General features: G+C 59.0%; 17 protein-coding genes and 2 pseudogenes. 6 read left to right on the forward strand and 13 right to left on the reverse strand.

Annotated elements, in window-relative coordinates; all coding sequences use genetic code 11:
- The first annotated feature begins 94 nt into the window (after positions 1-94).
- A complete protein-coding gene (locus ACMZPQ_RS06560; RefSeq protein ID WP_024956666.1) occupies positions 95-427 on the forward strand; it encodes a helix-turn-helix domain-containing protein in 333 nt (110 codons plus the stop codon).
- Positions 428-454: 27 nt separating this feature from the next.
- Here ACMZPQ_RS06560 and ACMZPQ_RS06565 read toward each other — a convergent pair whose 3' ends face one another.
- The 9 genes and pseudogenes from ACMZPQ_RS06565 to ACMZPQ_RS06605 all read right to left on the reverse strand — a co-directional run bounded on the left by ACMZPQ_RS06565 (position 455) and on the right by ACMZPQ_RS06605 (position 11,201).
- Positions 455-1,720, reverse strand: a complete 1,266-nt coding sequence (locus ACMZPQ_RS06565) for an ATP-binding domain-containing protein (RefSeq protein WP_024956667.1) — start codon at positions 1,718-1,720, stop codon at positions 455-457.
- Positions 1,717-3,501 carry an ATP-dependent nuclease gene (locus ACMZPQ_RS06570; RefSeq protein ID WP_024956668.1) on the reverse strand — a complete coding sequence of 595 codons (1,785 nt, stop codon included), beginning with the start codon at positions 3,499-3,501 and terminating at the stop codon, positions 1,717-1,719. The genes ACMZPQ_RS06565 and ACMZPQ_RS06570 overlap by 4 nt, the downstream gene beginning before the upstream one ends.
- A 61-nt stretch (positions 3,502-3,562) precedes the next feature.
- Complete coding sequence (locus ACMZPQ_RS06575) at positions 3,563-4,519, reverse strand: hypothetical protein (RefSeq protein WP_024956669.1); 957 nt, start codon at positions 4,517-4,519, stop codon at positions 3,563-3,565.
- Positions 4,520-4,994: 475 nt separating this feature from the next.
- Positions 4,995-5,063: pseudogene (locus ACMZPQ_RS06580) on the reverse strand (DNA-binding protein); the annotation flags it as partial.
- 191 nt (positions 5,064-5,254) lie between these two features.
- The gene (locus ACMZPQ_RS06585; RefSeq protein WP_134967743.1) at positions 5,255-5,560 is read right to left on the reverse strand and encodes a hypothetical protein; all 306 of its coding nucleotides are present in this window, start codon (positions 5,558-5,560) and stop codon (positions 5,255-5,257) included.
- Positions 5,561-5,752: 192 nt separating this feature from the next.
- Positions 5,753-6,052, reverse strand: coding sequence for a hypothetical protein (locus ACMZPQ_RS06590; RefSeq protein WP_024956670.1), 300 nt, complete (start codon positions 6,050-6,052; stop codon positions 5,753-5,755).
- A gap of 711 nt (positions 6,053-6,763) precedes the next feature.
- Positions 6,764-9,512, reverse strand: a pseudogene (locus tag ACMZPQ_RS06595) (UvrD-helicase domain-containing protein); the annotation flags it as partial.
- 56 nt (positions 9,513-9,568) lie between these two features.
- Complete coding sequence (locus tag ACMZPQ_RS06600; protein ID WP_327083332.1) at positions 9,569-9,853, reverse strand: HNH endonuclease; 285 nt, start codon at positions 9,851-9,853, stop codon at positions 9,569-9,571.
- A 235-nt stretch (positions 9,854-10,088) separates the two neighbouring features.
- The gene (locus tag ACMZPQ_RS06605; RefSeq protein ID WP_134967742.1) at positions 10,089-11,201 is read right to left on the reverse strand and encodes a hypothetical protein; all 1,113 of its coding nucleotides are present in this window, start codon (positions 11,199-11,201) and stop codon (positions 10,089-10,091) included.
- Positions 11,202-11,369: 168 nt separating this feature from the next.
- On the opposite strand from ACMZPQ_RS06605, the gene ACMZPQ_RS06610 reads away from it, so the two are divergent.
- From ACMZPQ_RS06610 to ACMZPQ_RS06620, 3 genes are all read left to right on the forward strand, one after another.
- Complete coding sequence (locus ACMZPQ_RS06610) at positions 11,370-11,606, forward strand: hypothetical protein (RefSeq protein ID WP_143568571.1); 237 nt, start codon at positions 11,370-11,372, stop codon at positions 11,604-11,606.
- A 285-nt stretch (positions 11,607-11,891) separates the two neighbouring features.
- Complete coding sequence (locus ACMZPQ_RS06615; RefSeq protein WP_134967741.1) at positions 11,892-12,905, forward strand: hypothetical protein; 1,014 nt, start codon at positions 11,892-11,894, stop codon at positions 12,903-12,905.
- 508 nt (positions 12,906-13,413) lie between these two features.
- Positions 13,414-14,121: an HNH endonuclease gene (locus ACMZPQ_RS06620; protein ID WP_197580274.1), complete on the forward strand. Its 708-nt coding sequence runs from the start codon at positions 13,414-13,416 to the stop codon at positions 14,119-14,121.
- Between the two features lie 59 nt (positions 14,122-14,180).
- On the opposite strand, the gene ACMZPQ_RS06625 is transcribed toward ACMZPQ_RS06620, so the two are convergent.
- The gene (locus ACMZPQ_RS06625; protein ID WP_032963337.1) at positions 14,181-15,005 is read right to left on the reverse strand and encodes an IS3 family transposase; all 825 of its coding nucleotides are present in this window, start codon (positions 15,003-15,005) and stop codon (positions 14,181-14,183) included.
- Positions 15,005-15,319, reverse strand: a complete 315-nt coding sequence (locus ACMZPQ_RS06630; protein ID WP_024956679.1) for a DUF1153 domain-containing protein — start codon at positions 15,317-15,319, stop codon at positions 15,005-15,007. Before ACMZPQ_RS06630 ends, ACMZPQ_RS06625 begins: the two co-directional genes overlap by 1 nt.
- A 334-nt stretch (positions 15,320-15,653) precedes the next feature.
- On the opposite strand from ACMZPQ_RS06630, the gene ACMZPQ_RS06635 reads away from it, so the two are divergent.
- Both ACMZPQ_RS06635 and ACMZPQ_RS06640 read left to right on the forward strand, forming a co-directional pair.
- Positions 15,654-16,274, forward strand: coding sequence for a hypothetical protein (locus ACMZPQ_RS06635; RefSeq protein ID WP_231910911.1), 621 nt, complete (start codon positions 15,654-15,656; stop codon positions 16,272-16,274).
- Between the two features lie 120 nt (positions 16,275-16,394).
- Positions 16,395-18,155 (forward strand): P-loop NTPase fold protein, encoded by a 1,761-nt coding sequence (locus ACMZPQ_RS06640; protein WP_024956680.1) that lies wholly within the window; start codon positions 16,395-16,397, stop codon positions 18,153-18,155.
- 108 nt (positions 18,156-18,263) lie between these two features.
- On the opposite strand, the gene ACMZPQ_RS06645 is transcribed toward ACMZPQ_RS06640, so the two are convergent.
- Both ACMZPQ_RS06645 and ACMZPQ_RS06650 read right to left on the reverse strand, forming a co-directional pair.
- Positions 18,264-18,608: an H-NS histone family protein gene (locus tag ACMZPQ_RS06645; protein WP_024956681.1), complete on the reverse strand. Its 345-nt coding sequence runs from the start codon at positions 18,606-18,608 to the stop codon at positions 18,264-18,266.
- A 120-nt stretch (positions 18,609-18,728) separates the two neighbouring features.
- Positions 18,729-20,126: a site-specific integrase gene (locus tag ACMZPQ_RS06650; RefSeq protein ID WP_038645844.1), complete on the reverse strand. Its 1,398-nt coding sequence runs from the start codon at positions 20,124-20,126 to the stop codon at positions 18,729-18,731.
- Positions 20,127-20,313 lie beyond the last annotated feature (187 nt).

Consider the following 20,313-nt stretch of genomic DNA (forward strand, 5'->3'; position numbering starts at 1 on the left):
CACCGACGCGGTGGCATTTACGATAATCGCAGATGTGCATTCCGGTTCCAACCGTCAGACTTGGAAGGAGTTCAGCTGTGGTGCAAGATTCCGGATGCCCCAACCCAAGACGCCCGCGACGGTCTATGGCAAGCGCCTGCGCAGTGCGCGGGTCGCGAAGGGTTGGACGCAAGCCCAGCTCGCTGAGCGCATTGGCATGGTCGACTCGGTGTCGGGAGCGACGAGGGTGAGCCGCTACGAAACAGGGCAGCACGACCCAGACCCGGCCACTTCAGAGGCTCTGGCGAAGGCGCTCGGTCTTCCGGTGGCCTACTTCCACGCCACGTCCGACACCCTCGCTGAGGTCATCCTGCTGGTCTCACGACTGCCTGCGTCCAAGCAGAAGGAAGCGTTGAAGAGGCTGCGCGAACTGTCAGAATCTGCTTAACGATAGACGGCGTATGGCGTCGCTTAGCTATTGCTTGAAGGGCGGCGCATCGATGTGCTTCTTCGCCTGAACGAGTACCAGGCACTCCACTTTTGCCCGGGTCACCGCGTTGTAGAGCAATCGCCGCTTTTGTTCACTGTCTCCTGGCGTTGCAGCAGGCCAAAGAACCACAACATGGTCGAATTCTCTGTTTTTTGCCCTGTGCACGGACATCGCCTTGTAACCGAAGTCCGAAGAGCGCTGGAACCTGACGCGGCTTGCACAAATCTGTTTAACGGCGGCTGAGAGCATCTCTCGAGAGATAGCTACGTCACGCTTGGTCCGAATCAAGCGGTCCACCCAGTTGGCAAACTCATCATAGAGACCTTGATTGCCTGTCGCTCTCACGGCCTCCAAAGCCTCGGCTGGGGTAGCAACAGCGGGAGCCACTATCCGAGCCAAGAGTGCTTCCACGACCTTTTCCTCGGCCTGTTCCCAATCGACTCGGTAGGGCCCATTGCCCTGCTTGGTGGCTTTGGTGGCAGACGTCATCACAGTCTCTTCTGCGAAGGCCTTCACTACAGGGGATATAACTGCCAAGGACTTCTCCCTTACCTTCCATGCGATCTGGTTACTCAAGAAGGTAGACGCCAGTGCAGCGTTCGCTGTCGCTCTGACAGAGAACCGGGGGCCGATGGGGAGATCCAAGCCAGACCTGAGTGCAGCGGCGGCGTTGAGCAATGAATCCACGTTTGTGCGCATCGTCCGCTCCAGCTTTACGTGGTCTTCTTGGGTTTGGAGCCAGCCCCATGCCGGATTCGGTCGAAGGTCACCGTCCAGGCACTGGAACTCATCGGCAGCAATGAGCGTTGTCAGTTCCGATGCGAGGTGACGGACGACATCTAGGCGGTTTGCAGAGAGATCCTGAGCCTCGTCAATGATCAAGATGGGATATGAGGCCTTCACCCAGAGCACGACGCGGCGGTGGTTGAGAAGGGCTGCGGCTACCCGGCACGTCTCTTCGTATTCGGATTCACGCGGCTCACCGTAGTGCTCCTGGGTAGCCAGCGACTGCCAGCGTCGAACAAGCCGGGCGGCGAAGCTGTCTAGTGTGGCGCATTCGTAACGACGTTCAATTCCCGGAACCCGGGCAAGTCGATCATCTAAGCGTCGCCTAGCGCCGTGCATGAAGGTCAGCGCTAAAACCTTACTTCCGATCTCCAAAGGCGTCTCGGCAATGACCTCTGCAAGCTTCTGCATCAGCTGGTATGTCTTTCCACTGCCCGCCCCGCCGGAAAAGACGGTAACGGTCATGGCTGGAAGACCCAGATGTTCTCGGCCCTGCTAAAGCGGGCGCTCTCCAGATCGGCGCAGGCCAACGCCATGCCTTGGAATAGCTCCGACGCTCGCCCTCTACATGCCTCGTTGCTGACGATGGCATCCGCGATAGACTCGTAGAGCACCAAGTCGCACTTCTTCGTTTTTGCATGCGCTACGACCATGGGCACATCGGCATCCGCCAACGTCGGAGTATCCCTCGTTACTACCGCAATCGCAGCTGGGTCAGCAGAGAAGATCCAAGACAGGACATCTTCCAGCATCTGACCATCGGACCACCTGATGATAGAGCCGGGACGAGCCCCCGCCTGAGCAAGTTCCGCGGAGTATCGGAAGCCTTCTCCGTCGCCGTCCACAAGGCAGCAAACGCACGGATGCAACCGCTGAAGGTCGGTCCAAGTCTCAACAACCTTGGCATCTTCGGTTGGAACTAGGCCGACCTCCAACCCGAATGAGTGAGCATGCTCGCCTGCCCAGCCTTGTCTAAGCATGAGTGGCTTGAGAAGTGTCTGTAGCAACAGGTGATCTGAACGGCCCTCGGGGACCAGCACAAACGAGTGCATGAGGGCGTTAATGACCTCAGTCCGGTTGTGCTGATAGAACTTGCGTCGCCAGTTAGCCGTTTGACCATCAAGATTTTTCTCCAAGAAAGGCTTGGCGGTCAAAATCCCACCAGTGTTTCTAAGCAGCAAGACGGAGGTGGGATCAGCCATCGCGGCAATGGTTGGAGAGTGGGTGGTGACAAATGTCTGTGAGGACAGTGCTTGGACTCTCAGCACAATCTGCTGCTGAGTTGCCGGAGGCAGATGAAGCTCTGGCTCTTCCAAGGCCATGGTGAAGCCTTCGCCGCCTTTAGCACGCAGTCTTCCAAGCTCAAGGAGGAGGAACAGCCCCTGCAATGAAATCAAACCGTTTCCTTGGCGGGCGGCGGGCACACTAGGTCCGTTCGGCACAGCGTAGTGGGCCGCCACGGCATCCAATACCGAGCGGCTGTCCGTGGAAGTGACACGAAGCCTCAGCTTAGGCGAGCCTGCAATACAGCGCGCGACCTCATCGTTCACGCTGTTAACTAGGGGCGCAATCTGCCTGTCGTCCTCAATGGCTGTTTCAGGCGATCGCAGCTGGTCCCGCTGGGCAATGATAGCGCCGGCTGGCTGCGCGGCTGCGGCATGGAGGGTCCTGCGAAAGAGCTCGCTGCCCCACGACAGCACTCGATCCCAGGTCCGACTTGCTCTAACCAGGAAGAACCCAAAATGCTGTATGAGCCGATGGGGAACCGCTACCGGCGAGTCCTCATCGAAAGGGTCGACTGCGCCATCGTGGTCGTGGAAGTAGCGCACGACCTCCACTGTGAGTGACAGCCGGTCAAAATAGGCTTGAACTGCAATCTGGCAGCAGAGTTGTTTAGCGGTCTCTGTCGGCAACGGGTGAATCTTGCCGGTCGCCTCGTCCAACCACTTCGGGACAGCGCGTCCATCTCTGAACCATTCGGAGTGCTGATTGGGGTCATTGCCTTCAAAGCCCGTGATAGTCGCAATCAGCTTGATGCGGTCATCCGGCAGTGGATCCGACCCAAAGAAGTCGTGCTCCGTGAGGTCCCGTATCAGACGATCCCTACCAAGGATCAGGGTGAGGGCCTCGATAACAGTGGTTTTGCCGGTGTTGTTGCTCCCAACTAGCACCACGTGTTTGCTGAAGCGCAAGTAGCCCTCACTCACGCCACGGAAGTTATGGATGGCAAGATCTGCAACTCGCATGATTTCCCTATGCGTTGGCGGACGAGGACCTCCTCGAGAACCACAAATGTCCTACGGCTTTCTACCGGTCTCGCTCCCTCTCTGCGACATAGCGGTGATATGAACAGATTGTTTCGCCATACTCGTCTAGGCCAAGTGGCTGTGAACAGACGGCGCATTCGATCGGCTCAAGCTCAAAGCCGCAGGCGAGGCACATCTCCTCCTCGTGAACATATGCCTCCTTGTTACATTCTGGACAGGTATCCAGGGGGTCAGGCCCGCCATCCTTTGCAGCCAGGAAGCTTGCGCCGGCAAAGAAGTTAGGAAGGATGCGACCAAGCCACTCCTGATTTGAGCTGCTATGACCGCAAGCTCGGCACGCCCACTGGGCCTCAAATGGGTTGGTGTTTTGGGCTTGAGTTTGCCTGACCAAATGGGAGCTGCACTCAGGGCACCCCTCGCGCTCAATAGCATCCGTCAGCGAGGTAGGCCCGTCGATTGGAGCGTAAGACGCCCTGCACTCTGCTCTGAGGCGGTCTTCGATCTCCTTCTCGGCTACTAGGAGGGCCCAGGAGTCGTCGTCTATCTCGTCCTGAGGGTCCACCCCTAGGTGCTTCGGCATGAACTGAGAGAGGAAAAGAAGACCGTCAGCGAAAGCGCCTCGGATCTGACCCACGTCATCAACGTGGTGGTGCTCGACCCGGTTCCTGACTCGTGTGATACGGTCTAAGAGCTTTCCATCTGCTTCAATGCCGAGCGATTTAAAGCGGGAAATGATCTCAGAGACGTCAACTGTCGTCTTTCCAGACCCCTCAAAGATGACTTTCCCATTGTCATCCAGCGACGGGCTGATTTGCTTCCAAATCAAGATCTCGTCTTCGGGCGACAGGCGGCGAAGCTTCTCTTTACACAGGAGGAGAATGCCGGCGGTCAGGTTTCGGACGGCTGAAGACAGTCGGGGTGGGGACCCTTCGTTGAAATCCTCCACGCCAACCTGTATCGCGTTGAGCGCGTTACGGTATATCGGATGCTCCGGCATGACCCATCCCCTTTTGGTTTATTGAAGGATAGAACGTCTTGGGCTCGGAAGGCGAGGCTTCCAACCGCTTCTTTGGATGAATCGGTAGGGTAATGGACTGGATCCTTGGGTGAGGTCAACACTATTGAAATTCTGTGGAACTTACGTTCGACTGCTGACAGTATGGCTGGTGGCCAAGAATGCTCTCATGAGAGAGCGCTCTGGCGGGGACGCCAGCCCCGTTAATAGAGAAATGGGTTATGAGTCTTGTCTCATTTGCATGCAGTTCTGCCTTGGCCCTGACTACACTCAATCGCTCAACGCAGAGATCAAACAGCTAGAAGAAGGAGCCGGTCGAGAAGCGCGGCAGGGAACGACGTCCCCCCTGGATGAGTGAACTTTGCTCCTGAGTAGCCCATGTTGCAAGTCGCCAGAAGTCGAAGCTCTCCTCCGACTTGAGCCTGCCTGGAGTACGTTCGGAACCCGACGCTGTCGACTATTTGATCAGGAGTTCACTGGGCTCTTTGCCCTTCTGCACCAGCGCAGCCAGCCACCTCGGTTGTCGGCCACGTTCTGGTCAGGCTGTCCTGCAGAAACGCGAGAGGAGCTGCCCAGTGAAACTCCCTTGTGGCGCGTCACTTGGTGGTCCCCCGCACTCTCGGTCACTGGCCAAAAACAAGAGTCCTAAGGTTCCTAGATGCGTTTCCAGTATGGCCGGCTGAAGTCGGGTTTCAATGGTCGTGCTGTCATTCGATCTTAAGGAGGGCCGATGTTGCTTGTTCCGTGGAATCCATCGCGTTCACCGATCACCGAGACGTGGTTCCTACGATAGGCATCTTCCGTATCGCTGAACGCGGATGTCTCGATTTTCGGCAGTGTCACTTCCGCCTCGGCGGCTGTTTCGTTGTATGGACGTGAAGCGGGCAGCGCCTGCGTGAGTCTTAGCACCTTCGCCGTTTTAGTTCGTTCGGATTCTGCGTCTCGCCTGAAGGCGTAGACCAGAGCCGCAACAACGACCACGGTGAGAGCCGCGATGAGAGCGTAGGTGGTGATGGGCGACACGGCGTTCTCCGGATTTCTTCTGGAATGTTCTCATGCATCAGTCAGGTGCAAAGTTGCGCTCAACCGAACCTCCTATTGCTGGACTAGGTCAGTTTGTTGGCCGCGTTCGGAGGATGGGGGGAGGAAAGACGGCCGTGAGGAAAAAATGGCGGCCACTAGCCGCCGTTTTGCATCTTGGCAGTCGAAGTTCGCTCAGCCCGGGCCGACACGGTTCCGGCCCCAGTAGCCATGCGGCTCACCGCTGGTCGACAGATGGTTCCCGTAGGGATCCTCGTCCTGCAGCAAGAAGCTGTTGTCGATCTTTTTAACGGTGTCGTCGACCTCATCGAGCGAAGCCCGATGGGACGGGGAGGCGGGGAGGCCGGCCTTCAGGTGCTCGATCTTGGAGGCGTTGCGACTGCGGATCAGTGCATCGCGCTTGAAGGCGAAGATGACGCCAGAGACCGCCGCTGCAGCCAGGCCATACAGGAGGTAGTCAAGTTGGATGGTCATGCCCGGCTCCTTGCTTATGTGGCCATCATCCCACAGCCTTTGAGTTCCACAAGTTGCACGCAACCTCTTCCACATGGGTTCCTTAGATGCGGTGCCAAGAGGATGTGGGGTCTAGGGCTACCAGATAGTGGCGTCCGTGCAGCTTTTCGATCGAAGTCAGAAAGTGGTGGCGCAGAACGGAGTCCCCTGCGAGCTGACCATGGATTGCGGACAGGAATGCGTCCCGATCCTCCCTCAGCCCATCAAACGACCGCTGAATCGCGGCATCAATGTCTTCGTCTGGATGCTGCTGGCTGCGCGAGAACGTCGGCAGTGGGGTTTCCACCCACGACTGCGCCTCTTCGGGCTCGTGGCGGTTTGCATCCAGTGCTTCGGACAGCGATTCGTAGGCTTCCTTGAAGCGAGGGTCTTTCAGTTTTTCTTCCAACGAGATTGCGGATCGCGCCAACTCCAATGCACTTTCTATCGTGCTTCTTTCAGCGAAGATTCGGTGCTTCAAGTCGGACGTCGCGCTTTGCACAGCGCTGGCGCGGGAAACATTGCGATTGATCTCCGCCAGCCCATTGTTGAAGGATTCGAGCAAGGAGAAGAGTGTCCGACTGGGAGGTGTAGGCTGGGGAACGGAGGCAGAGCGGACCGGCTGGCTCGGGTGCACCGCCGACGCGCGTTTCGGGAGCGACGGTGGGGTGGCGAGCGGAGAGGGGTCTACACCGCGTCGCCTCGGCTTGTAGCTGCAAACGGGGAAATTGGAACAGGAGCGAAACTCCCCATAAGGGCCGGTGCGCAGCACCAGCACGCCTTGCTTGCATGCCGGACACGCTTCTTCCTTGACGGCTTCGCCATCGGTGTCAGTGATCCCCAATATCCCGTCTTCCACCAACTCCCGAAGGAACATCGAGCGTTGACCACGGGCGGTGAACATCGCCACGGTGCGCCGGGCCCGGGTCAGGGCCACGTAGAAGAGCCGGCGCTCTTCGCCCAGCGGGAAGGTGTCTCCTTCGGGCATGGCAAGGGCCAACACCGGATCGTCGGTGCGGGTGTTAGGAAAGCTGCGCCGACGCGGGGCGCTGATCATTTCCGGGAGGATGACGTAGTCCGCTTCGCTGCCTTTCGAGCGGTGGATGGTCAGAAAGGAAACCTCCACCCAGCGGTTGAACCGGCTTTGCCTCATCGGCACATACTGCCGATCGGCGTTGTAGCGGCCCAAGACATAAACCGACACCTTGCCGTTGCGCCCCGGCGGGATCGTGCCATCGCGCACCCCCTCGGCCAAGTTCACCACGAAGCGGTCGATTGCATCGGCCAGCTGGTCCTTGGTGTCCACCTGGAACGCTTGGAGCACTGGGCCATGGGCAGGGGTGGCCGAATGCACGCGCTTGGCGATCTGCCCCAGGTTCTTGGAGACAAATGCACTGGAGACGTCGCACAGCGCCTGGGGGCATCGGAACGTTTGCTCCAGCTTGAGCACTTGGCCGTGACCAAACCACTGGCGAAAGCCGGTCATCACCGACACGTCCGCGCCGGCAAAGCGGTTGATTGACTGCCAATCGTCGCCCACAGCGAAGAGGAAGCGGCCCTTGCCTTGGACCAGTGCACGGCACAACCGGGCCCGGGCGCGCGAGGCGTCTTGGAACTCGTCGGCCATCACCAGGTCGTAAGGCGATTCCACGCGCCCGCCTTCCAAATGGCTGGCGGCGAGGTTGAGCATGTCCTCAAAGTCGATGCCATCCTCTGCTGCCAGGGCTTCGTCCCACGCCGCCATCACCGGAACGGCGATGTCCAGGAACATCTGGTAGCGCAGCTTGAAGGTGTCGGCGGGCATCGCGTCCAACCGCTGATGCAGATCCGATGCGCTCAAGCCGTTGCTCTTGGCGTGGCTCATAAACGTGCGCACCAGCCCAACGAGCTCGACCGATGCCATGGGCTGCTGGCCTTCCTTGGGAATCTCCCGGTCAGGGTTGGGATCGAGCACCAACCCCCGGTCGGTCAGTTCGCGCTCCAGCCGATCGAAGTCGTCGCCGTGGCGCAACCCGTGGCTGGTGGTTTCAAACAGCTCGGTGCCTTTCTCCGCGTGAAGCTGTCGCTTCCAGATCACCCCATCCATGTAGCCTTCGAAGTGCGCTGGTGGCACGCCATTGGCGTCGAGCGCGAAGTGCTCGTGGAACAGGTTCAAGTCGGGGTAGTAGAAATCGGGCTTGTATTGCCGGTGCGTTTCGTCGGCGGTGCGGTGGGGGTAGGGGGCCTCGTAGCGGTAGTCGACTCCGTTTAAGAAGAGCAGGTTGGCGATCATCACCTCTTCCACGCTCTTCACCCGCTCGCCGCGGTTGGTGACCAGCGCGCCCTTGCCTTGGGCGTCCCATACGTCGGACGGCTCCGGTGCACCAAACGCTGGAAGGTCCTTGCCAAAGACGAAGCGGAACAGGTCCCACTGGCGGCGGAACGTGGGCGACTGGTCTTTGAGCTGGTCCACGAGGTCGGTGAGCTTTCGCACGCCACCAGCCGCGTCGGTGGCCCAATCGGGAACGTCGGGCTTTTCCCTGGTGGCCTTGCCGATGAGGCGCAAACCAAGCGCGTGGAAGGTGGACGCCTCCACGGTTACGTCCCCCATGCCCAAGCGCTCAAACGCCAAGACCGCGCGCTTCTTGAGCTCTTCGGCGGCGTCCGTGTTGAACGCCAGCAGGACGATTCGCTTGGGATCCACGAACCCGCGGTGGATGGCGTAGGCCGCCTTGGCCACCATGGTCGAAGTCTTGCCCGAGCCGGCCGAGGCCACCACCTGCACACGGTTGTCGAAGCACACCACGGCCCTTGCCTGTTCCGGGGTGAGCGGTCTGCTCTCCACCCGGTCCAGCAAGTCTTTGCAGGCCACCAATTCGCGGTCCACGTGGGCAGCGTTGAGCGCGGCCCATGCAGGGCGGTGGTCGGCTTCCCACGCTGCCAGCGAGCGCTCGATCGCCTGGGCAGCCGGTCCCAATCGAACCGCCACGCCCGGCTTTTTTAGGCGCGATCGAAGACCGGCCGCATCCATCTTGGGGCGGGCAGCGAGGACGTCCTCCTGCTGCTCGTGGGTGAACCAGCGGCGCTGCTCCAAACAGCCCCGCTCCTGGTCTGCCTTGTGGTCCAGCCACACGTCTATCGAGCGCTGCTGGCCCTTGAGGAACGCCACGTCCTCGCGCAGGCGTTTCTCTGTCAATGCCACGTTCAACGCTTGAACCAAGGCGGCGCCCTGGACGTTGGGCAGCCCGTCGGCCCTTACTTCCCGGCCCTGCCCAGGATGGAACGTGATGTCGGTCCAGAAGGTGCCGGTGTTGACGCGGTAAGTGGCCTCGTCCTCGACGTTGACCCGGTGGGTGCGTCCGTCCAGCGCCAAGGCGAGCTCCAAGCCCTCAAGGCGCAAACGCCAATCCGATGATCCCGTTACGTGTCGGCCCGCCCACGACGGGGTCCATTCCTTCGCCATCCTTTTGCTGTCCATGCCCCGCGATCATCCAACGCCAAAGTGAGAAGCCGATCACGTCATGATAAGGCGTGAAAGCCTTTGTGGGCGGCCACCTTGGACAGGGCAGGGCGCCAAGTCCCCTTGGCCATGCGTTGCTGGACACGGACGCGATAGGCGTCGGGTGAGGGGGCCGGGGTAGGGCGCTTGTGTCGCCGCAGGTTGCACAGGTGGCACGCGGCCACGACGTTGTCTGCCACGTCCTTCCCGCCGTCCTGGCGGGCCAGCAGGTGTTCTGCCGTGCATCGAAAAAGGGCGGCCGAACGGGGGCGCAGGCCCAACTCGTCGGGCGAGCACAGCCACATTGGACTGCTGCAGTAGTAGCAACGGCCTTGCTGGGCGTGAAAAGAATGGGTGCGCAGGGTTTTGAGGGTCTTTGTGCTCAACGGCGGGCTCCGGAATCGAAAAGGATTCCCGCGCCCCCATTGGGTGGACCTCGGGCACCCGGAGCCTATTGGCTATGCGGGCACAACACCGACGCTTTAGCGACCGGCAGGTGCTTTATACGGCGTGTCAGGGGCCAGAGCAAGAGGCCGCCCCTCACAGGTGGCCGTAGTCTCGGTTGGAACAACCCCGCTGAATCCAGGTGGTGATGTTGGCCTGGCAGAGGTCCTCGTCCTGTCCGTCCACGTTGGTCATGCCCGACGGCGGCGCCGACCACATTTTCTGCAGCACGTAACGAGGTTCAATGCCCATGCGGGTCAAGTAGCCAAACACGAGCCGGTAGGGTTGGCTGTCAAGCGGGACGGCTTGGCCATCGGGTGTGTAAATCTGATGGAACCCCAGCTTGGGGTAGGGCGACCAGTTCAGCCGTTCAACCCCTGCCATGAAGACCAAGGGGCACGCGGAGTAGCAGTTGTTGTAAAGGGTGGTGTCCAGTCCCTTGCGTCGAATGTAGGCACCGGCCTTCATGGCTTCATCGATATAGCCCCCGCCACTTCCCAGCATCACGACCTCTACCGTGGGGTTAGCCTCGATGGCGTCTTCGACCTTCTGCGCAAACCCGGCCTCTATGTCACCCAACACCTTCAGGGCATGGCCCTCGTTCGTCACCACGTAGAACGAGGATTGTCCCTCCTGCTTGATGTAGGCTTTGGGCAGGCCAAGCTGGCCGGCGCAGTCCAGGTTCCAAGTGATCACACGTTCGTCGTGCGGCATGTCCAACACGCGCTGAGCAACGCTGGCGAAGTTGCCTAAGGAATTGCCCATGATGCGGAGATCTGACGCATTTTCGGTGGTTTGAGTCTCGTAGTCCGGCTCGTATTCGATAGCCAATGGGGCTACCAAGTCCGCCTTGTCCAGCAGCTGGCCGAGCACAAAACACGTGTGCTCAGGGATGTGGATTTCGTTGTATGCCGTGCCGGCCGAACTTGCCCCATCGATGGACACGCCAGCCCGGAACACCTTCGTGCCCAATGCGTCCCTTTCTTTGATCAGCTTTCTCAGGCGCGCTACCACCGCCGGATCATCGGCGTGTGCCTTTGGCTCCTCGGCCACAGCAGCGGGTACTTCCTCCGGAACGGAGACTGGTTCGGGCTCTGCAACAGGTGCCGGAAGCGCTATAGGTTCGGGCCCCGCCGTGGGCGGTGGAGTGGGTGCGTTGCATCCAGCGAGCATGGCCATACAGGCCAGGCCAATGATCCGTTGGCTCATGGTGTTGTGGTCCCCTGTTCAGCAAAGGATAGCGGAACTCAGGTCTTCCAAGACGTTTTCAAATGGAAACGCTTGCGGCACAAGGGTAGTTCGAGTTCTTGGGCGCTTGAGGATAAGTAATTGAGTCAAGCCGGCTCGGCTTCGACGCTACCCAATAGGAGAACTTCCATGAGCAAACCAACCCTAACGCTGTATCGAATGACCGCCGACTACACTGGCGAGCACCTCCACGTTCTGTTCCAGGTCGACCATCCAACGCTGCCACCAGTTCTAGGAACACTGGAGCCGGTCGAGGTGCCAGCCGACCATCCAGTCAGGATGACTGAGAGAGAGTGCTGGCTGCATCGATGCGACCTGATGGACCGAGGATGGACCGTGCTGGGGTCGCAGCACACCTTCGGATGAGGAGGGGACCTCCTCGGAACGCTTGTCCCTCACTTGAAAGCACTCGCGCAACAAGTTGATGGACTGGCGGTCTAAGGAGACTGCGGTACACATGGTTCGCAGCGGTGGCCCTGTTGCTACGTGCATCCATACCATGGCTGCGGCACTGACGTATTTAAGTGCGCCTTGTCGGTGGACCTCAGGCCCAGTTCCACAGCCGAGTGGCGCTGCGATGTAGAATGCTCCGCCGTTTCGGCAAGACGCTTAAATTACAGGGGATGTATGCGCATAAAATCGTTAACCGTCATGACGGTGTTCCTCTTCCTGGCTGCTTGCTCAGGCAACAAAGCGCCAGCAATCTCACTCGATTCTAAGCTTAAGTGCGAGCAGCTCGCCGATAGCCAGTCGATGGGCGATGACTTTGCGGTCAATCGCCAGATAGAGACGGTTTTTCAAGCCGCCGCTGCTAGCTACAAGGGGGACTCAGATGTCGAGTATTACTTTCAGAACGTCCTAAAAGGAAGGTCCAAGCCAAGAAAGGACGTGGATCAAGACATTATTTCCCAATGTTTGGCTGATACAGGGCGTTCCTTGGCTGATGTTTTCCGTCAAACGGTGAAGTCTAGCTATGATCGACACGGAAGAGACGTCGGGCTTGCGAGCTGCAAAGCTTCGACTGATGGACTCCTGCCACCCAATGCGGAAGTCAATTATCTCTCTTCCGTTATTGAAGAGCGACGAGCTGCTTCGGTTGTTGGGTTCATCTTCAAGCCTGGTAAGGAGGATTTGGAGGCATATCGGCAAGAAGTAGAAGTGGCCTGCGCTGCCTCACCGGAACGGCTAGTGTCTCGCGTTGCGGTAGCCCTGGTCGATGAAAAGATAAGAGAAGCGCAGAGGGCGCAGCACCAGAGGGAGCAACAGGAGCAGGAGAGCGAAGATGAGAGAACGTTGACATCGGTAGCGCAGATCAACGCTCTTCTCGATGCCTCTGAACCTGTCTCTTGTCAATTGTTAGCGGATGTGCAAAGTGATAGGAGCTACAGGACCGGTGACGCCGTAGCCGAAGCTGTCGAACGAGCAAAGAGCGTGGTGCGTCGTAGATCCTCGCCTGCCTATGCTGCAGTGTTTTATGGTCAAGCTTTTGATATTGGGGAATGTGCGAAAGAGGGACTAACTCTCGAGCAGGGTGTCCAAGCCAAGTATGGTCCAGATACGGTGGAGAATACTAAAAAGCTGTACTTTGGAGATGAGATGGAGATGGAGAGGGCGGCTGCCTCGGAAATGCAGTTGCGGAAGCAAATTTATGGTGACCAGCCTTAGATGGCTGTAGCATTTAGAGAGCCCCTTGAACGGGGCTCTCCATCGATGAATGAGATTGCCGATCAGCGGGGAATACAGGTGTAGTTGCCGGATTCAGTTGAACTCTCAGGCGCTCTGATCCTCTGTTAAGCCCTTTTCGGGTCTAGCATGCTTTTCCCGTAGCAAAAGGTCGTCCGGTCGCGTCGATCGGACGTCATGCCCAACGCCAGCGGGTGGCGTGGCGCCCTCAACGGCGCACGCCACGCGTTGGTATTGACGTAGGGGCTCACCTTGGTGAGGCTGTCCACGCGGGCCGGCCACCTTACGTGCAAGTCGCCGTTCGCGTGCCACGGGAGCTGAAGAACCGGCTGGAACAGGAACAGGCGGTAACGCGGGAGGATGTTCACGTCAGCGAGTTGGTGCGGCGGTTACTGCGAGAAGGTCTGGACCAGCCACGGGCGACCTCTGCTGGCAGCCGGTAGGGAAAGCGGGCACCATTCTCGGATGTTTGACAAAGGCAGGGTGGGGTATGGTCCGGCGTTATCCCTATGAACGCCTGGGAGATCAGGTCTTTTCCGACGGCATGATCGGTTGCCGGTTTCAGCGCGTGGACCTCAACGCACGTTTTGGAATCAGCGACGAGCTGATGCAGTTTTTTACCAAACACGGGCGATGCGCGCGCTACAATGGGACGTTGGAGGATTGGAGCGTTCACGAGGCGTGCAGAGCAGGTGATCGCCGTTTCTTCCAGTCCTCCGATCTGGAAGTGCTCTTGCCCTGGAATACCTTTCATGCGCATTGGAAAGTCCGCGCCCGCGAGACGCGCCGACGAACGTCGTTTCGCCGGGCCCTGAAGTCGAAGGCGGCGCCAGGCTCGCACAGCACTGAGCAGATTAGGACATTGCTGGTGCTCCAGGAGCGTCGCTGCTACTACTGCTACAGATCCCTCGAGGGACCGGGTGGTGCTGTAAATGGCCTTGGTGAGCCTGCCAGTTGCCACGAGGATCACTACGTATCTTTGCATCATGGGGGGAGCAACTTCATCTCCAACATCGTGTTGGCATGCGTGAGTTGCAACTCGCGCAAATCGAATCTGCATGGGGACGATTTCGTTCGGGAGGCGCTCGAGAAAGCAACGCTGGCGACACGCCGTCAATTGTTGCGCATCCACCAGAACCGAGCAGCGCACGCCTTTCGCTTGGTGGTTGAAACACTGGTGGATGCTGGAGACGATTGACCCTTGGTTGTGGTTCTCTTGCCGGCGCTGGTGTAATGACCCACCGCTTCCTGCTCAGGTCATGCGGTTAATGTAGCGGCATAGGCCGCATCCGGGGTCATCATCTTCAGCGCCTGATGAGGGCGCTGTTGGTTGTAGAAGGCGATCCAGTCAGCAATCACCCGCAGGGCGTGGGTTTGGCTCTCAAAGCGATGCCGGTGCACGCATTGCTCCTTCAGCGTCCGGATCACCCGTTCGACCATCCCGTTCTGCTGAGGGCAGTGCGGGGTGATGAACTCCTGGCTCAGGCCGTAGCTGCGCACCAGCCGGGTGTAATCCCGACTGGTGAACACCAGGCCGTTGTCCGAGCGCAGCAGGAATGGCTCCTTCACACGCCCCAACGTGCCGTAGCGGGTGATCAGCGCCTGCTCCAGGACGGCCGAAGCGGTGCTGGCCTTGCCGGTCCGTGACAGGTGCCAGCCGAGCAGCTGGCGCGTGCTGCAGTCGATCACCAGCGCCAGACTGAGCCAGCCGTCCTTTCCGCCCCAGACCCGGCAAAGGTCGGTGGCCCAGCGCTGGTCCGGCCTTTCGGCCCGCGACACCTTGGCTTCGATCCGCGGGCGCTGACCAAGGGCACGCTTGCGTACCTGCCAGCCCTTGAGCTGGAAGATCCGCTGCACGGTGTTCTTGTTCATGCCCAGCAACGCAGCGACCATGCGATAGCCAAAACTCGGCTCCGCCTCGATCATCTCTTTGATTGGCTCGGCCAGCTCTGGCTTCACCTTGGGCGGTGACCGGGTCGGCTTGTAGTACGTCGTGCGACGGGCCACATCGAACCACTGGCACAGCTTGGTCATCGGCACCGCGAAACCTTCGTCCTTCAGGCCCTGCTGGACCGAGCGCATCAGCTCTCGTCCTTTCCCACCAGGGACGCCAGCTTTTTTCGGGCGCGGATCTCCAGCATCGCCTCGCCATAGGCCTCCTGCAGATCCTTGAGCTGCCGCGCATACTGCTCGCGCACGTCCTCCGGCTTGGCACGCAGGGCATTCTCCATGCCGCGCTTGCCGTCCTCGACCCAGCTCTCGATCTCGGCCGGGGTCAGGTCGAACTGGCGGCTGGCCGCCGCCACCGTCGTCTTGCCCTGGATGATCTCAAGGACCAGTGCCGACTTGCGCCGGGCGGTCCAGCGCTTGATCTCTTCTTCCATCTTTTCGCTCATCGGTGTCTCCTTCGGGGAAAGTAACACCTGAGCAGGTTTTCAGTGGGTCATTACACTGGTGCATTGGATGCCAGTGCCTTTCGGATCGGCGTGTCATCTGGCGAAACGAGTTCTGGCTAACGTAGTTCCATGGAGAAAGCCTTCCTTTAGGATGGCTGGCGATGACCGCCCGTAGTCCATATTCCAGGGCCTTGATGTTGCCGCGGTGGGCTTCTAAGTCTACGTCGCATGCCTCAAGGCGCGCGGCCAACAGCTCTAGGGAAAGCTCCATAGAAGGCTCGACAGGTGCGGGGGCAAGGTTGGATAGTAGGAGACAGGCAGCCAGACTTTACCCATGAGCATCCTTAACGTTTTGCTGAGCGCTGACCAGTTGGTCGTGACGGTAGACACCTGGGCGGAGGACGCCCTAAGTGGCCAAGCTTCGGCAGGGGCGAAGGTGCTGCTCATTCCTCAGCACCAGATCTTGTTTGCAACCCGGGGTTCAGCTCAGTTCTTTCTGCGAATCTACCAACTCTCGTTGGAAGCAAGTTTTCGAGCAGACTTCACCTTGGAACAGCTGACGGCGGAATTGGGGCGAGTCATTGACCAGCTTTGGCCGAACTACGCCAAAGCCCTGGCTGAAGCGGGATTGCCGGCAGAATACTGCACCACGGAGCTGGTGCTGGGTGGATGGTCTCCCAAGAACGGACGCATGACGGCTACCGCCTACGCCAAACACGACGCGACGGTGCCCGCGGTGGTCCAGCCGATCACGGGACAGCTCTCGTCACCTGGTGAGCCCTTGCAGGACTGGCCGCCCTCAATGGCAACGCCGGCCCTGTTTGAGTCCGGCCGGCGGCCGGCGCAGTGGCTCAACGAGAGAAGTGGGCGGAAGGTGGCAGGGGGCGGTTGCTGTTGGGATTCCTGCAGCAAGGCCAAGCGGTGGTCAAAGACCTGGGCGCCATCTGAGCAGTAATGGTCCGCCTGTTTAGCCGCGGGGCCAGCTCGCTTGACCGCCAGCGCGGGCGCGTTTTGAGCGTCAGAATCGAGCGTCAATCCTGGGCTTTAGCACTTATCGTCAAAAAAGGACCCTCTGATGCAACAGCTGGACAACTACCTGCGATCACCCCAACCCGGCTATGCCATATTGATCTCAGGGGACTGGGGGGTTGGGAAGTCCTATAAATGGAGTCGCTACGCTGCGGAGCTAACGGATCGCTCGCCCATCACTATCTCTGCTGCGGGTCTGGAGTCGTTGGAGGATCTGGAGCGGGCCTTGCTCCAAGCATCCATCACCATGGCAGTTCCTGGCGTGGTTGCTGAAGTGGGGTCAGTGCTTGGAAAGGCGCTGCTTCGCGTGGCAAAGATTGAGCCAAAAGATATCACTTGGCGAGCAGAGCTCACACGTGACAAGACCGTGGTCTGCATCGATGATGTCGAGCGCTTTGCAGGTCCTTTCAGTGTCCTATTCGGGTTCGTCGTCAACCTCATCGACAGCAGTGGCGTTCATTGTCTGCTGATTGCCGACGAAGTTCGTGCGGGCGAGAACTTCAAAAATTTTGGAAGGTATAAAGAGCGTATCGTCGGTGCCACCATCCACGTGGAGCCTGATCTGCTGGCGTTCTGCCAACTGACGATCAATGGCATTGCGGAGGATGGTGTGCGTCGGATCGTTGGTGGAGGTCTCTCGGAAATCATCAGTCTCATCGAGAGCGCTCGCGTCACCAACTTGCGAACCGTCAGAACGGTGATAGTCGAATTGAAGCGGCTGGCGGAAGCGCTTCCAAAAGATGCGCTGGATCAGATTTTCAACAGTCCCCTGCCCAGCGCGGTGTTCTTCTGGACAGTTGCCCTCGCGCGCGATGCCAATGGCCGCGAGCTTGTCAGGAAGGTCTTTTCGACCGATCAGGTGGGCATCATGCTTGCCCTTCACGACGTAATGAAGGAGAAGGGACAGGCCACCGAAGACGAGACAGCCTCCCTAGCATCCACGTTGGAGCGGCTTGGACTGTCCGCAGCTGTCCACAGCTGGCCTGCGTCACAAGAGTTCATCGATCACATGCGTGGGTCGGTGGGCGTCGACTACCAAGTGCTTGCCGCCCAGTTTGGGCTCATCCCGGAGCTTCGTTCTTATGATCCGCTCATGATGATCGGAGACTATGCGTCCGCCACCGATGAGCAGATTCAGGCGGCTATAGGTCACGCACAGGCCGAACTGGAGGCGGGTGGAGAGGATGGAAAAGCAATTAAATTGTCTCGCATCTTAAGCATCTATCGAAGCTTGTACTTCCTCGGCTTCAAAGGTGTATTCGTCCAGACGCAGGAAGAGTGGACCCAGACGGTGCTTCGGAGGCTGGATTACTATCTGAGCGCACCTGACCTCATCGACTGCGATGGTTATGAAGTCTGGCCGGACGACTACAGCGCTGAAGAGAGGGAGGTCATTAGTAAGTGTGACGAGATCGTAGAGATCGCCCGAAAGCATGCCAAAGTCGTGGCGAGCACGATTGCACTTTCCTGGATTTTCAGCGGGGAAGGCGTGGCGCCCAATACAAGCGGCACGCCTGTGTTCAGTTCCGCACCGCCGCCGGAGGACTTCCTGGCAAAGCTTCGAGAAAGCGGTATCGCGGCTGTCATCCGCCTGAACAAAGTATTTCGGATGCGGCTCAGTGTCACCAACTCGCCTGATTACGTGGGTGGGGATAGAGCCTACGCCCAGCAGCTCATAACCTGCATCGAGCGGAGTGTTCCTTCTCAACGCCCAATGTCATTGCTTGATGCGGAAATCAAGCAAGCAACTACCTACCTCCGCTCCTTCGTCCAATACGTCGATAGGTATGAGTGCCCATCCGCATAGACTCGCTAGGCTTCGGAAAACCCCGCGAAACTTCCTCGTTGCCTTCTAGGGCCCTGATGCTCATTCGTGTCCGCGCAGTCACGTAGCTTTAGTCTATCGAGCGAAGGCTCATTTGATGAGAAATTCGCTGGGCTCCTTCCCCTTCTGGATCAGCGAAGCCAGCCACCTCGGTTGGCGGCCACGGCCGGACCACGTTTTGCTAGGGTTGGCCGGATTGCGGTACTTCGGGGCGACCTTGCCGTCGGTGCGCTTCTTGGATGCCTCTGAAGAGGTCGTTGAAACCGCGCCGTAAAGCTCCTCTATCGTGTAACCATGATCTTTGACGTATTTGTTGATCTTGGCTCGCATAGCCGCAGCTTTGGGCCGAGTCAGCACTTTGGTTTGCTGCTTTTCTGCCTGAGTGATCAGGGCTTTGAGTTCTTTGGCCGACAGGCCGCTGACATCGATGGTCATCTGTTTGATCCGAGCGGTGAGGGCTTTAGGGTAATTCCAAATGGAATCCGATGCGAATGCTCGCAGGGGCGCCCAAGCTCTCCTTCAATATTCGGTAGGGCCCAGGCAACAGCCGCCGATCTACGGGTAGAACTTGTCTGGATCGCTTAGTTGTTTCGCGAACTGACCTCTCTGGTAGATCGGCAATTCGACCGGTGGCGCGTAGCGACTCAGGAGATCGATCTGCTTCCTTCTGGCGAGTTCTGGTTTCTTGTGGAAGTAGGCCTCATGCAGCACCGGCACCTTCTTGCTGATGCTGTGGCCCGTCAGCAAGGCAATGTCCTCGTCGGGAATTCCTTTGTGATGGAGCTCCGTGGCGATGGTGTGCCGAAACGCGTGTAGCCCAATACCCTTCCCGAAACCTAGGCTCTTCAGGTATGTGCTGAACTGGTTGAGGGCGGCTTGGCTGTAACGCTGGTTCGACTCACCCGTCTTGCGGTTCACGCCGGCGGTCAGGTGTGGGAACAACCGGGGATGACCGCATGCCCGGATATCGGCCACGAAATCGAGGAAGCCCGCATTGAGCACTGGGGTGGGGATGGGGAGGGTGCGAATGGCTGCCTTCCCTTTCAGGCGCTGACGGCTTCGGTTGCGGGTCTTGTGCGCCAGGTCGGGATCGACGGTCTTCTGGATCCGGATGCACCAGACGCCGGCTTCTTGCACCACGTCCGCCAGTTTGAGCTGGGCGATCTCGTTGATGCGCGCTCCCGTGCAGAGGCCGAGGATGGGAAGCCACCAGCGGTGGGGGTACTTGCTAGCCCATGGGACATATGTCCCATGGTCGAAGATGCGCTTGAGTTCTGCATCGTCAAACAGGCGCTCGGGCTTGTTCGGATCCACGACCAAGTCCTTCTTGATCTCGTCGAAGGCGACCATCGGTGAGGCACCGATGGCCTTGGATTTCTCAAGCTTCTTGAAGAAGGTCGATAGGAAGCGCCGGTGTTTCTCAAGCGTGGCGGGGGCCGGTGGGGCCACGTTGAGTTGCCTTCCACGCGCGACCGCTTGGTCGTAGGTAAACCTGCGGTACTCTGGGTCGGACAGCAGACGGTCTGGGGCCCAGCGAATGAGGTCCCATAGCTTGTAGATGTGAGCGTGGTCGATGCGGGTGACCGGTATGTCCCCGCACGTCATTAGAAGCAGCCGTAGGGTGCGAGAGGTCGCCTCGACGGTCTCTCTGGCCAGGCAGCTGTAGTCGCCGCGATTGCGGATGTAGTCGTCAATCTCTACGGAGAGCGAGCGCCCGGGTGTGCCCGCCGGCAGCGGCTCGGGATACCGTGTGCCGTTCTTCGTCGAACGTGCGCGGCGGGTGCGTTCATAGGCGGCATTGAGAATCTCTTGGGCCTGGATCGCGGCCTCTCGGCTGGTGATCACCAATTTTCCGATGCTGAGCCTGCCGATCCGGATATCGGACATCTCCAGCGAGCCGCTGGGATCGTCCAGATAGGATTGGAGGGGGCTTGAGGGTTGAGCCAGGCGCATTGAGGGCTTCCATCGTTTCGATGGAAGTACAGATAAAGCAGCCTCAGCAATCGTCAATGGAAATAGGTCGGTCGCGTGCCGACCGTAGGCATCTATTGTGAGTGCCCATTAATGCTTCTTCAGGAAAAGAAAATTACGCAGGAATTGGAGGGATTCAATCCTTGAAAATCAATGGCTTGGCTGGATA

Origin of the sequence: Stenotrophomonas maltophilia, from assembly GCF_047497515.2 — a bacterium.
In the GTDB taxonomy this organism is placed as follows: Bacteria; Pseudomonadota; Gammaproteobacteria; order Xanthomonadales; family Xanthomonadaceae; genus Stenotrophomonas.